12 protein-coding genes are annotated in these 13,193 nt (G+C 67.4%); 6 read left to right on the plus strand and 6 right to left on the minus strand.

The features are described 5' to 3' along the window. Positions 1–18: 18 nt before the first annotated feature. The 6 genes from DXK93_RS23295 to DXK93_RS23320 all read right to left on the minus strand — a co-directional run bounded on the left by DXK93_RS23295 (position 19) and on the right by DXK93_RS23320 (position 7,701). On the minus strand, positions 19–1,431 hold the full coding sequence (locus DXK93_RS23295; RefSeq protein WP_119451323.1) for an amidohydrolase family protein: 1,413 nt from the start codon (positions 1,429–1,431) through the stop codon (positions 19–21). Between the two features lie 107 nt (positions 1,432–1,538). Then, positions 1,539–2,888, minus strand: coding sequence for a four-carbon acid sugar kinase family protein (locus DXK93_RS23300; RefSeq protein WP_119451257.1), 1,350 nt, complete (start codon positions 2,886–2,888; stop codon positions 1,539–1,541). Further along, the gene (locus DXK93_RS23305) at positions 2,885–4,162 is read right to left on the minus strand and encodes a ribulose-bisphosphate carboxylase large subunit family protein (RefSeq protein WP_119451258.1); all 1,278 of its coding nucleotides are present in this window, start codon (positions 4,160–4,162) and stop codon (positions 2,885–2,887) included. Before DXK93_RS23305 ends, DXK93_RS23300 begins: the two co-directional genes overlap by 4 nt. A 23-nt stretch (positions 4,163–4,185) precedes the next feature. Next, a complete protein-coding gene (locus DXK93_RS23310; RefSeq protein ID WP_054456224.1) occupies positions 4,186–4,725 on the minus strand; it encodes a VOC family protein in 540 nt (179 codons plus the stop codon). A 66-nt stretch (positions 4,726–4,791) separates the two neighbouring features. Further along, complete coding sequence (locus DXK93_RS23315; RefSeq protein WP_119451259.1) at positions 4,792–6,672, minus strand: TRAP transporter large permease subunit; 1,881 nt, start codon at positions 6,670–6,672, stop codon at positions 4,792–4,794. Between the two features lie 9 nt (positions 6,673–6,681). Further along, on the minus strand, positions 6,682–7,701 hold the full coding sequence (locus tag DXK93_RS23320) for a TRAP transporter substrate-binding protein (RefSeq protein ID WP_054456226.1): 1,020 nt from the start codon (positions 7,699–7,701) through the stop codon (positions 6,682–6,684). 112 nt (positions 7,702–7,813) lie between these two features. Here DXK93_RS23320 and DXK93_RS23325 point away from each other — a divergent pair, with 112 nt between their 5' ends. The 6 genes from DXK93_RS23325 to DXK93_RS23350 all read left to right on the plus strand — a co-directional run bounded on the left by DXK93_RS23325 (position 7,814) and on the right by DXK93_RS23350 (position 13,173). Then, the gene (locus DXK93_RS23325; protein ID WP_054456227.1) at positions 7,814–8,875 is read left to right on the plus strand and encodes a LacI family DNA-binding transcriptional regulator; all 1,062 of its coding nucleotides are present in this window, start codon (positions 7,814–7,816) and stop codon (positions 8,873–8,875) included. A gap of 114 nt (positions 8,876–8,989) precedes the next feature. After that, the gene (locus tag DXK93_RS23330) at positions 8,990–9,889 is read left to right on the plus strand and encodes a LysR family transcriptional regulator (RefSeq protein WP_119451260.1); all 900 of its coding nucleotides are present in this window, start codon (positions 8,990–8,992) and stop codon (positions 9,887–9,889) included. A 101-nt stretch (positions 9,890–9,990) separates the two neighbouring features. After that, a complete protein-coding gene (locus tag DXK93_RS23335) occupies positions 9,991–10,899 on the plus strand; it encodes a transporter substrate-binding domain-containing protein (protein ID WP_119451261.1) in 909 nt (302 codons plus the stop codon). 82 nt (positions 10,900–10,981) lie between these two features. After that, on the plus strand, positions 10,982–11,737 hold the full coding sequence (locus DXK93_RS23340) for an amino acid ABC transporter permease (protein WP_054456483.1): 756 nt from the start codon (positions 10,982–10,984) through the stop codon (positions 11,735–11,737). Continuing rightward, the gene (locus tag DXK93_RS23345) at positions 11,734–12,417 is read left to right on the plus strand and encodes an amino acid ABC transporter permease (protein ID WP_054456230.1); all 684 of its coding nucleotides are present in this window, start codon (positions 11,734–11,736) and stop codon (positions 12,415–12,417) included. Before DXK93_RS23340 ends, DXK93_RS23345 begins: the two co-directional genes overlap by 4 nt. Positions 12,418–12,444: 27 nt before the next feature. Continuing rightward, positions 12,445–13,173 (plus strand): amino acid ABC transporter ATP-binding protein, encoded by a 729-nt coding sequence (locus DXK93_RS23350; protein ID WP_054456231.1) that lies wholly within the window; start codon positions 12,445–12,447, stop codon positions 13,171–13,173. The last annotated feature ends 20 nt before the right edge of the window (positions 13,174–13,193 follow it).

The following is a 13,193-nucleotide window of genomic DNA, read 5'->3' on the forward strand; positions in this document are numbered from 1 at the left end:
TCGTATGGAAAGGATCGGTCAGACGAGGCGGATGGTGGCTGCCTGCCGGCCCACGCGCTCCTGCGCTTGAACCAGGCGCTTTTTCAGCGCGGGCCAGTCTACTCCCAGCATCTTGCCGTGGCGCTTGCGCGCCTGGCCGGCGATCCACACGCTGTCGATGTCGGCCGTGCAGGCAAAGGTGACTACGCGGTCGGCGAGGCTGCCCGCCATCCCGAAGCCGATGCGGTCCGTGCTCAGCAACAGCAGGTCCGCGCGTTTGCCTACGCTGATCGTGCCGACGGTGTCGCCCAGCCGCACGGACTTGGCGCCCAGGGCGGTGGCGAAATCCAGGATGTAGTCGGAGGAACAGGCCTTCATGACGTCGCGTACTTCTGGATCGAGGTACAGGTTCCAGTAGGTGGCGCGGATATGCTCGAAGTAGTCGCTGGGCAAGGCCAGGGAGATATCGATACCCATGCCGGTGGCCACGCCCGCCCGGCGCGAACGGCCATGCACGGAAGGTCCCTTGTCGGCGGACATGACGTACGGAAACTCGCCCATGGCCGTGGCGCAAATCATGCCGCCCGTGTCCCGCAGCATGGCCAGTTCTTCGTCGGTCAGGCGGTTGGCGTGGGTGGCCTGATAGTCCGGTCCGAGCAGGCCGGCATCGTGCAGGTCGCCGATGCCGGAGTCCCGGTGTCCCATGAAGCCGGCCGCGTGCGGCGCTTCCGGTTTGTGGATGTGGGCGGCCAGCATGCCGACGCCCATGCCGCGGGCCCGTGTCCATTCAGCGCGGATGTCGTCCAGCGAACTGCCGTTGTTGCCGCTGGGCGCCAGCGCCAGCTGCAAGGGCGCGGAGCTGTCGGAGAAAAGCTCCTGTTGCAGGCGCTCGGCGGTCCGCCAATGCGTCTCGCTGGTCTTGGCGATGCGTTGGCCGTCGGCCTGGGCCAGCGGCACCGTATCGCCGGGACCGTAGGACGAGGACACGCCCAGCTGAAAGCCGAACCAGCCGGCGATGCCGGAATCCTTGAGGCCCTGGGCGGCGGCGAGAGCGCGGTCCTCGGTGGGCTGGCCGTGGGCGAAGTCGAAAATCGTGGTGACGCCGGAGTTGATCGCTTCCAGTCCGCCGACGAGTTCAGCCAGGTAATTGTCCTCGGGCGTCATGCAGACGATGGTCCGCATCTTCCACTTCTGGTAGTTGCTGGCGTACTCGGCTGGCCGGGATTTCACCAGCCGGCCCATGTCGATGATCTCCCATACGTGGCGATGCGCATCGATCAGCCCAGGCATCAGGATCATGCCGCTGGCGTCGATGATTTCGGCGTCCTGCGCCTGCAGGTCCGGGCCTATCGCGGCGATGCGGTCATCTTCGATCAGGACGTCGCCCTGCAGCTCTCCGAGCTTCGCATCCATGCTCAGGATGCCGGCATTCTTTATCAGTGTTCTTGCCATGTCTTCCATGTCTCCTTTTGGGAGCACAGATTCTGTCAGCTTCCCTCATGCGGATAAATCCAGGCCTGGGAAACAATGGCTTTCCAATAGCAAAAGAATGCGCCGTGTCAGGCTGTTCCCGCCACCAACTCGTCGAACAGCAGATCCCCGCCCATCTGCCCGCCCTTGAGCATCAGCTCGATGCAGTCGGTCGCGGGGTCGTCGCTGCGCGTCAGGCTGACCGTCACGCCGGGCGCCAGCACGCAGCGGAACGCCAGGCCCCAGGCGTCCAGGGCCAACGTCGCCTGGCTGGACGTGTCGCCGCCGGCGATGCCGATGCGCGACAGGGGCGCGCCGGCCTGCGCGCTGGCGCGCACGATGTCCGCCACCAGTTGGCCGGTGGCGCGGGCCGTCGCGGCGGTCTGATGCGCGGCGAGCGGCTGGGCGGGCCGGTCGGTGTGCGCCAGCACATTGTGCCCCTGCGCCAGTGTGGTCGCCGCCAGCTGCGCCTGTTGCGCGGCATAGGCCGGATCCCGCAAGAGCCGCTCCGCCTGCAGCGGCTGGCGCTGGTATTGCCGGCACGCCGCGATCTGCCGGGCGGTCACGGGGGACAGGCTGCCGGCCACGACCAGCACGGGGCCCGAGGCGGCCGGCAGCGGCGTGGCCGTGGCGCTGGAACTGCCGACCGGCATGGCGCGGGCCAGCGCCTGCTGCACGCTGCTGGGGCCGACCGCCAGCAGGGGCAGGCAGGCCGCCGCGCGCCAGATGAGGCGGCCGATGATGGCAAGCTGTTCCTCGTCGACCAGGTCCAGCAGCAGCGGTCCGTCGCTGCTCTCGATGACCTGGTCCACCCAGTCGTCCAGCAGCGGCGCATCCGCCGCCCGCCGCAGCCGCGGGTAGGCCGTGTGCGGCAAGGAGCGGATGTCCGCCAAGCCTTGCGCCGCCAGGTGCAGGCGCAGGTCGGCTTCGTGCATGGGAGTGACCGGATGCGCGCTCATGACCGGATGGCGGTCGATGCGATGGATCTCGGGCGCGGACCCCGCGCGCGCGAACAGCTGGGCGAAGCTGCAATAGCGGCCGATGCTGGGCTGCCCGCCCACGATAGGCACCAGCGGGTTGGGCATGTGGCGGTGCAGTTCGCGCACGGCGGCGCCGATGCTGCCCACGTGCGGCGCGCTGTCGAAGGTGGAGCAGCACTTGTAATGCAGCACGCGCACGCCCGCACCCGCCATGTAGCGGCCCACGGCCTGCAGTTCGGCCTGCATTTCCGCTGGCGCCATGCCGCGCGCCGCGCCGGCGATGCCAATGGCGTCCAGCGGTCCGGCGCGGCGCAGCTGGTCCGGCGTCGGCACGCCCAGGAACAGCAGGCTGCGCAGGCCGGCGCGCGCGGTTTCGGCCAGCGTATCCGTGGCGCCGGTGAAGTCGTCGCCGTACCAGCCCAGCCGCGGCCGCGTTGCGTCTTGCGCCGCTGAACTCATGCGCGGCTGCCGAAGAACTCGATGGCGCGCCGCAGTTCCGGGGCGTTGCGCGCGTAGTCTTCCAGGCGCTCGCCGTCGCGCATGGCCTGCCAGGCTTGGCGGATGCTGAGCACGCCTGCGGCGGGTCCGTCCGGGTGGGCGAGGATGCCGCCGCCGGACATGAACAGCAGATCGTCGCTGCGCACGGCGGCCCAGGTGGCGGGCACGGTGCCAGCCCATTGGCCGGACGAAAACGCCGGCATGACGGGGTCATCGATCCCGGGAGTCAGCGAGGCCAGGCAGTCGCGCGCGGACTCGACGACTTCGGCGTCTTCCTGGGCGAACTTGCCTTGCAGGCCGTGCACGTGCATATGGTCCACGCCGGCCAGCCGCCATAGCGTCTGGTAAGCCTGGAAGCCCACGCCCAGCATGGGGTGGCGCGACAGCGCGCCGTAACCATTGCGGTGGCCGTGCAACGCCAGCGGGGTGCTGCGGCGCAAGGTCTGGATGGCCGAGTAGCCGCAATGGTTCAGGCTGGCCATGACGCAGGAGCCGCCTTCGCGTTCGATCAGGTCGGCGTGGCGGCGCATGGCGTCGGTCTCGTCGCTGATGTTGAACGCCACCATGACCTGCCGTCCGGTGCGCTCGCGGTGTGCGCGCACCACCGCCATGACGGCGGCGACGCGTTGCGCCAGCGGCGCGTGGGCAGGGTTGGCGCAGACCTCGTCGTCCTTGATGAAGTCCACGCCTGCATTGCACAGCTGCGCCGCCAGATGCGCGGTCTGCTCGGGCGACAGGCCGACGTTGGGCTTGATGATGGTGCCTACCAGCGGACCGTGCGCCACGCCGGTCAGTTGCCGCGTGCCGGCAATGCCCGCGCGCGGCATGTCGAACTGGGCGCGGTAGTTGGCCGGCAGTTCCATGCTTTCCAGGCGCAGCCCCGTGACTTCGCCCAGGTCGTACAGGTTGCCGCCTACCGTGGCTGCCAGCGTCGGCAGGTTGGCGCCGACGTTGGCGACGGGAAAGGCGATGCGCACGCGGGCGCGCTGGCAGCGGCCAGGCATGCCGCCCGGCTGCCGCGCCAGCCAGGCGTTGGGCAGGCTGGGCGCGGATGCGGACTCCAGGGGTTCGATGGACTCGATCCGCGCCCGGGCGCGGGCGCGCAGTTCGTCGGTTTCGCCCTGCACCCGCGTGAAGGTGCCGCAGGATTGCTCGCCAGCCATGATCTCCGCGACCTTGCCGGGGTCCAGCGGGGTTTCGATCAGGTAGGTGGCGGTAAACGATTGGGAATTCATGGCGGAGGTGGCAGGTAAGGGGATCAGATCCGGTTCAGATCGGGGAAGGGGCGCACGGGGTCCCTGCCGTCCCAATCCCGGGCGCTGTCGCGGATCAGGTCGAACAGGCGGCCCTTGGGACCGGCCACTTCGGACAGCTCGATCACGGTGCCGGGGTGGTACTCGGTGTCGAAGTAGATGAAGCGGCCTTTCTCGCCTACTTCGCCGCTCATCTTGGGCTTGAAGCCCTGCGCCAGCAGGCGCTCCAGGTCGGCGTCGTAGCTTTCGGTCCAATAGGCCACGTGCTGCAGCCCGGTGCGGCCGGCCTGCAGGAAGTCGCGGTACATGGAGGGCACGTCGTTGCGGGTCTGGATCAGCTCGACCTGGACGAAGCCGGAGTTGGCCAGCGCCACCGAGTTGTGCGGTTCGTGGCTGGCGCCGTCGTACTGGTAGTTGACGATGGGCACGCGCGGGTTGTAGTACCAGGGGCCCACGCCCAGCGTGTTGCTCCAGTAGTCCATGGCGGCTTCGATGTCGTGCACCACATAACCGAGTTGGCGGATTTCGCCCAGGAAACGACTCATGATGGATTCTTTGCGGGAGAGGTTTGAGGATGTCGGGAGGATGCGGCCCGGTGCGGGCCGCGGACCTCACAGGAAACCGATGGAGAACCAGGGGAAGGCAGCGACGATCACCAGGCCCACCAGCAGCGCGGCGACGTAGCCCCAGATCGGGCCTATGCCTTCGTTGGGATCGACGCGGCTGATGGCGCAGGCGCCGTAGTAGCCCACGCCGAAGGGCGGCGCGAACAGGCCTATGCCCATGGCGAAGATCACGACCATGGCGTAGTGCACCTCGTGCACGCCGGCCTGCGCCGCGATCGGGAACAGCAGCGGGCCGAACAGCACGATGGCGGGTATGCCTTCCAGCACGCTGCCCAGGATGATGAAGGCCACGATGGACACGGCCAGGAAGCCGTAGCTGCCGCCGGGCATGCCGGCCATCAGCTTGGCCAGGTCGCCGGAGAAGCCGGACTGCGTAAGCGCCCAGGCCATGGCCGTGGCGCAGCCCACGATCAGCATGATGGCGCCCGACAACGAGGCGGTCTCGATCAGCATGGGCTTCAAGCGGGCCCAGTCGAAGCGCCGGTAGATCAGCAGGCCGACCACGGCCGAATACACGATGCCGATGGTCGAGACCTCGGTGGCGGTGGCCACGCCTTCGACCACCGCGGCGCGGATCACGAAGGGCAGGGCCACGGCGGGCAGGGCGATGACGAAGAAGCGTCCGATCTCGCGGGCGCTGAAGCGCTGCGCCAGGCTCAGGTCTTCCTTGCGGTAGCGCCACCACACCACCGAGCACAAGGCCAGGCCCAGCACCACGGCCGGCAGCAGCCCGCCCGTGAACAGCGCGGCGATGGAAACGCCCGTCACCGAGCCGATGGTGATGAGCACGATCGACGGCGGAATGGTCTCGGTCTGCGCGCCGGTGGCCGACAGCAGCGCCACCAGGTCGCCGGGCTTGGCGCCGCGCTTCTGCATTTCGGGGAACAGCACGGGGGCGATGGCCGCCATGTCGGCGATCTTGGAACCCGAGATGCCGGACACCAGATACATGGCGCCGATCAGCACGTAGGACAGCCCGCCGCGCACGTGGCCCAGCAGGCTGGCCAGGAACTGGATCATGGCGCGCGCCATGCCGGTCATCTCGATCAGCGATCCCAGGAAGATGAAAAGCGGCACCGCCAGCAACATCAGGTGCGACATGCCCTCGTCCAGCCGGCCCACCATCACCACCATGGGCGTGTTGGTGGTCAGAGCCAGGTAGGAGAACGTGGCCAGCGCGAACGAGAACGCGATGGGCACGCCCGAGAACACTGTGGCGGCGACGATGCCCACGAAGAAAATCAGCAGGTTCAGTTTGCCCAGCGTGGCGAAGATGGGCTGCGCCACCCAGAACAGCGCGACCACCGCCGCGGCTCCCGCCAGCGCCGCCAGCATTTGCGGCGCGGTCTGGGTGCGCAGGAGGCGCAGCAGCGCCACCACCGCCATCAGTCCCATGCCCACCGGAATCGCGGCGGCGCGCCAGGCGTTGCTCAGCTCCAGCGCGGGCGTGATGATGAAGTGTTCTTCATGCGCGTACTCCACGGCGGGTGCCAGGATCAGCGCCAGGAAGGCCAGCGATGCGGCCAGCGCCAGCGTTTCCAGCTGGGCGCGGCGCGCGGGGCTGACGTTGTTGACCAGCGCCGTCATCCGCATGTGTTCGCCGCGCCGCAGGGCGACCACCGCGCCCAGCATCGACAGCCACAGGAACAGGATGGACGCCAGCTCGTCGGACCAGACCAGCGGACTGTGGAAGGCGTAGCGCGCGACGACGCCCGCGAACAACACGGCGATCTCGATCAGCACGATGGCCGCGGCCACGTGTTCGACCACGCTGCCCAGCAGCGCGTCTAGGGCGCCGGCGGCGCGGCGCAGCGGATGGGCCGGCAGCGCCTGCGGCGCGGCGTGGGGAGCGGACAGGGAGGACATGGCGCGTCCTCAGGCCAGCTTGCCGACGGCCTGCTCCAGCAGGGTCCAGGCTTCGTTGCCGAAGCGGCCCTGCCATTCCTTGTAGAAGCCGGCCGCGCGCAATTGCTCGCGGAAGCTGTCGGCCGACGGCTGGTTGAACAGCAGGCCCTTGCCCTCCAGGTCCGACTGCACCGAGGCGTTGAGCTTCTTGATGTCTTCGCGCTGGGCGAGGCCGGCCTCGTTGATGCCGCGCGCCACCACCGTCTTCAGGTCCTGCGGCAGGCCTTCCCACATGCGGCCGTTGGCGATGAACCAGTAGCCGTCCCAGATGTGGTTGGTGAGCGAGCAGTATTTCTGCACTTCGTACAGCTTGGCCACCTGGATGATGGGCAAGGGGTTCTCCTGCGCGTCCACCACCTTGGTCTGCAGCGAGGAATAGACCTCGCTGAACTGCAGGCTGGCGGGGGCGGCGCCCAGGCCCTTGAACATGGAGATCGGCAGCGAGCTGACCGGCACGCGGATCTTCAGCCCTTCCATGTCCGCGGCGGACTTGACCGGCGCCTTGCTGCTGGTGGTCTGGCGAAAGCCGTTGTCCCACATCTTTTCGAAGGCGTAGAGGCGGCGCTGTGCGATGGCGGCGCGCACGTGGGCGCCCAGCGCGCCGTCCATGGCGCTCCAGACCTGGTTGTAGTCCTTGAAGGCGAAGCCCACGGCATTGATCGCCGCCACCGGCACCAGGGTCGCGATGACCAGTGCGGAAGGGGTGAAGAAGTCGATGCCGCCCGAGCGCACCTGGGCCAGCATGTCGGTGTCCCCGCCCAACTGGTTGTTCGGGAAGATCTTGATGTCCACGCGGCCGTTGCTTTCCTTGAGAATGCGTTCGGCGGCTTCCTGGGCGCGGATGTTCAGCGGGTGCGTGACCGGCAGGTTGTTGCCGTACTTGAGCGTGTAGTCGGCGGCGCGGGCGATCAGCGGGAAGCCCGAGGTCAGGGCGACGGCGGGAACCGCGCAAAGGCGGCGCAGGGCGCTACGGCGTGTCAGCAGCTTCATGGTTGTCTCCATAATCTTGGTTATGATGTTTTTTGATGTGCCACAACAGCGCCAGTACCATGCGGCAGAGTGGACAATAGTGAATCGTTGCCAATATCGTCAAACCTGATTAATGATGGATTTTGATGTGAATCGCATGCCTCCCGAACGCAAGCTCGCGCGTCTGGCCGATGTGGCGGAGCGCGCAGGAGTGTCCACCGCCACGGCCGACCGGGTCCTGAACCGCAGGCCCGGCGTGCGCGCCAGCACCGCCCAGAAAGTCTTCAAGGCGGCCATCGAACTCGACTACCTGCCCGAACAGGAGGTCCGCGCGGCGGCCGCGCCCGAGCCCCTGCGGCTGGTGTTCCTGCTGCCGCGCGGCAGCAACCGCTACCTGCGCATGCTGGGCGATACCGTCAGCTATGCGCAGGAGCACTTCGGGCCGCTCAACGCCAGGTGCCAGGTCGAGTACGTGGAGAGCTTCAATCCGGACGCGCTGGCGCAGGCCCTGGCCAAGCACGGCAAGCGCGCCGACGGCATCGCCTTCATGGCGCTGGAACACCCGGCGGTGCGTGAGGCCGTCAACCTGCTGGCGCAGCAGGGCGTGCCTGCGGTGACGCTGATCTCCGATCTGGCCAACAGCGCCCGCGTGGCCTATGTGGGCCTGGACAACCGCGCGGCCGGGCGCACCGCGGGCTACCTGATCGCACGCTTCATCGGGTCGCGCGCGGCGCACGTGGCGCTGATCGCCGGGTCGCGTCACTACCGCGCCCACGAAGAGCGGGAAGGCGGCTTCCTGCAGCTGTACGCCGAACAGTTCCAGGCCATGCAGGTGGTGGACCTGCGCGAAGGCTACGACGACGCGCAGCGCAATTACGAACAGACCCGCCAGCTGCTGGAGCAGTATCCGCAGCTGGCCGGCATCTACAACATCGGCGGCGCGTCCGACGGCGTGGCGCGCGCGCTGAAGGAAGCCGGGCAGCAACACCGGGTGGTCTTCATCGGCCACGGCCTCACGCCCGACACCCGCGCGCTGCTGATCGACGGCACCATGGACGCCGTCATCACGCAAAGCCCGATGGAGGCGCTGATGAGCTGCGTGCGCATCTTCTGCAACCTGCGCGACAAGCGCAGTCCGATGAACGGGGTGGAGCTGGCGCGCAGCCAGGTGATCTTCCGGGAAAACCTGCCCTAGACGGAAAAGTCGGGAGTAACCCTGACTGCGGGGGCGTTATGCAAACTATGCATAAGCCCGCCGGGCGCGGTCCCTATACTGCCTCGCATTCACTCTGACGGCGCGGCGGTTGCAATGGATCTACGTTGGTTCCAGGATTTCCTGACCTTGGCGGAATGCGGACAGTTCACCACGGCGGCTGAGCTGCGGCATGTATCGCAGTCGGCGTTCAGCCGCCGCATCCAGTCCCTGGAAACCTGGGCAGGCGCCGCGCTGATCGACCGCGGCTGCTTTCCCTTGCGTCTGACGGCGGCGGGCGAACAGTTCCGTTCCAACGCCGCCGAAATCGTGCGCAAGGTGGTGGATGCGCGCGGCGAGGCCGGCGTCACCGGCCATGACGGCGCGGTCCTCAGGGTGGCCATGCCCCATTGCCTGGCAACCTCGCACTTCCCGGGCTGGTGCGTGCGCTGGAAGGAAGAGAGCGGGGTCGAGTCGCTGCGCCTGCATGTGGGCAATGTGCATGATTCGGTCGAGTGGCTGGCGGCCGGCGTGGTGGACCTGCTGGTGTGCTTTCGCCACGCCGCGGAAGACATACAGCTGGATCCGCAAGCCTATATGCGGACCGGCATGGAGCCCGACTTCCTGCGACTGTTCCGCCCCGCCTCGATGCCGGTGGACGAGACCGCGCTGTACGACGCCGATTCTGCCGCGCGTTACCCCTATGTGTCGCACGCCCAGGGCGCCTATTTCCGGCGGCTGGTCGACCTGTCTTGCGGCGACCTCTTGCAACGCCCCGTCCTGCAGCGCGTCTGCGAAACCGATTTCGTGGACGGCGCCCGCACGCTGGTCAGCGCCGGCGTGGGTTTGGCGTGGCTGCCCGAGTCCAGCGCCCGGGTGTCGGTGGACGCGGGAGAGATCGTGGCGATCAAGGACCGGCGCTGCGCCGTCCCGATGCAGATCTGCATGTATGCGCGCCGCCAGGGACCAGCCCAAGAGCCGGTGGAGCGCGTGTTCAACCTCTATACCCAACGTTGACTGGCCGCGCCCGAAGCTCCCGCCACGGCCGGGAGACGGGCGCGCTCGGCGGCGAGTCCTGCGCAGCACCCCACAAGTACATGAATCCCAAGGAGAAAAGCATGGCACTTTCCATCAAGGCATTGATCGCGGCATTGACGGTTGCAATGGCAGGCCCCGTCGCGGCCCAGCAGCTGGACGGCACGCTGAAGAAGGTCGCGGACACCGGCGCGATCACCATCGGCCATCGCGAGACCTCGATTCCGTTTTCCTATTACGACGGCAACCAGAAGCCTGTCGGCTACTCGATCGACATCTGCAATCGCATCGTCAGCGCGGTGCAGGCCCGTCTGAAGCGCAGCGACATCCAGGTGAAGTATCTGCCCGTCACCTCCGCCACGCGCATTCCGCTGATGGGCAACGGCACCATAGACCTGGAATGCGCCTCGACTTCCAACACCCTGGACCGCCAGCAGCAGGTGGCGTTCTCGGTCACGACCTTCGTCACCGGCAACCGGTTCCTCAGCCAGAAGTCCTCCAAGTTGCGCAGCGTCGACGATCTGAAGGGCAAGGTCGTGGCCTCTACCTCCGGGACCGCGAACATCCGCCAGATCAACGAGCTGAACGAAAAGCGCGGGCTGGGCATGAGGATCGTGCCCGTGAAGGAACACGCGGAAGGCTTTCTGATGGTCGAGACCGGCCGCGCCGCCGCTTTCGTCATGGACGACATCCTGCTCTACGGCCTGATCGCCAACGCCAAGCAGCCGGACCGCTACGAGGTGTCCGACGAGTCTCTGTCGATCGAACCCTACGCCATCATGCTGCGCCGCGACGATCCGCAGTTCAAGGCGCTGGTGGACGACACCATCAAGACGCTCTATGCCAGCGGCGAGTTCCAGGCGCTGTATGACCGCTGGTACCGCAGCCCGCTGCCGCCCAAGGGCATCAACCTGAACGTGGCGATGAGCGAGGCGCTCAAGCGCGTGGTCGCCACGCCCACCGATTCGGGCGATCCCGCCGCCTACCGCTAGGCCCGGAACCTGCCGCAATACGCCGATGCGCGGCCCCGCCCCGGGGGCCGGGACCGCGCGCGGCCTGATCATCGAGAAAAGCATGGCATATCAATGGAATTGGGGCGTGCTGCTGGCCCCGTCGCCCGATGGCGGGCAAACCTATCTGCAAACCCTGCTGGACGGGTTGAGCGTGACGGTCAAGACCGCGGCGCTGGCGTGGCTGATCGCGCTGGCGCTGGGCCTGGCGGTTGGCGTCGCGCGCACGCTGCCCTACCGCGGGGTGCGCGCGGCGGGGGCCGTCTATGTGGAAGTGTTCCGGAACATCCCGCTGATCGTGCAGATGTTCCTGTGGTACTTCGTCTTGCCGGAGCTGCTGCCTGCCGCGGCCGGAGACTGGATCAAGCAGTTGCCCGACGCGTCCTTCTACACGGCGGCGCTGGCCATCGGCATGTACATGTCGGCGCGCATCGGCGAACAGCTGCGCGCCGGGATCGAGGCCCTGCCCAAAGGGCAGCGCAACGCGGGCCTGGCGCTGGGACTGACCTTGCCCCAGCTGTACTGGCACGTGCTGTTGCCGAATGCGCTGCGCACGGTCCTGCCCACCATGACTTCGGATTGCCTGAACACCATCAAGAACACTTCGGTGGCGCTGACCATCGGGCTGGCGGAACTGACCGCCCAGGCCCATGCGATGCAGGAGTTTTCGTTCCAGGTATTCGAGGCGTTCCTGACCGCGACCATGGCCTATCTGGCGCTCAACCTGATTGTGATCGTGGTGATGCGGGCGCTCGAATACAAGTTGCGCATTCCGGGGCGCGCAGTCGGCGGGCGTGCGGCGAAAGGGGGCAGGGCATGACGGATTTCGACCTGCAAGCCATCGTCGACGCGCTGCCGTACCTGATCCTGTCGGGCCTGCGCTTTACCCTGCTGCTGACCTTCACGTCGACCGTGGGTGGCCTGCTGCTGGGCACCTTGCTGGCGATTGCGCGGCTGTACGGCGGTCGTCTGCTGGCCTGGCCCGCCACGGTGTATGTGAACCTGTTCCGCTCGCTGCCGCTGGTGCTGGTGATCTTCCTGATCTATTTCATCCTGCCTTACGCATTGCAGGCGGTTACGGGGGCTGAGCGGCCCATCGTGCTGGGCGCCATGGGGTCGGCCTTCATTACCTTCATCCTGTTCGAGGCCGCGTATTTCTCCGAGATCATCCGGGCAGGCGTGGGCAGCGTGGGGCACGGCCAGTATGCGGCGGGCAGCGCCCTGGGCCTCACCCACGGACAGGTGCTGCGCAAGGTGATCCTGCCGCAGGCGTTCCGCAACATGCTGCCGGTGCTGCTGACGCAGGTGATCGTCATCTTCCAGGAAACGGCGCTGGTCTATGTCCTGTCGCTCACGGATTTCCTTGGAGCCGCGACCAAGATCGCGCAGCGCGACAACCGCCTGGTGGAGATGTACATGCTGGTGGCGCTGGTGTTTTTCGTGATCTCGTTCACCGCTTCGCGCGGCGTGCGGGCGCTGCGCGCCCGGATCGGGGCCTGAAGCTGTTTCCATGAGGAGTCTACATACATGATCGAGATCGAACAGGTCGGCAAGCGCTACGGCGATCTGCCGGTGCTCAAGCAATGTTCGCTGCGCGTGCGGCGCGGCGAGGTCGTGGTGGTCTGCGGGCCGTCCGGGTCGGGCAAGTCCACGCTGATCAAATGCGTGAACCGGCTGGAACCCTTCGATGCGGGCCGCATCGTGGTCGACGGCACCGACGTCGGCGCGCCCGGCACGGACCTGCCCAAGCTGCGCGCCCGCGTCGGCATGGTGTTCCAGCATTTCGAGCTGTTCCCGCATCTGACGGTGCTGGAGAACGTCTGCCTGGGGCAGGTCAGCGTGCTGGGCCGCAGCCGCGCGCAGGCTTTGGAGAAGGCGGCCGCGCTATTGGAGCGCGTCGGCGTGGCGGCGCATGGCGGCAAGCATCCGGGACAGCTTTCGGGCGGCCAGCAGCAGCGGGTCGCGATTGCGCGGGCGCTGGCCATGGACCCGGTGGTGATGCTGTTCGACGAGCCGACTTCGGCGCTGGATCCGGAAATGATCGGCGAAGTGCTGGATGTGATGACGGGGCTGGCGCGCGACGGCATGACCATGATGGTCGTCACGCACGAAATGGGATTCGCGCGCCGCGTCGCCGACCGCGTCGTGTTCATGGAGTCCGGAGAGATCGTCGACGACGCCAGCGCCGAGGCGTTCTTCGGCAACGCCGCGTCGGCGCGCTCGCGCGCCTTCCTGTCCCGCATCATCAGCCACTGATTTCCCTTACCCACAAGAAC

The sequence above is a fragment of the Achromobacter sp. K91 genome, from assembly GCF_003576205.1.
GTDB classification, from domain to species: Bacteria; Pseudomonadota; Gammaproteobacteria; order Burkholderiales; family Burkholderiaceae_B; genus Achromobacter; species Achromobacter aegrifaciens.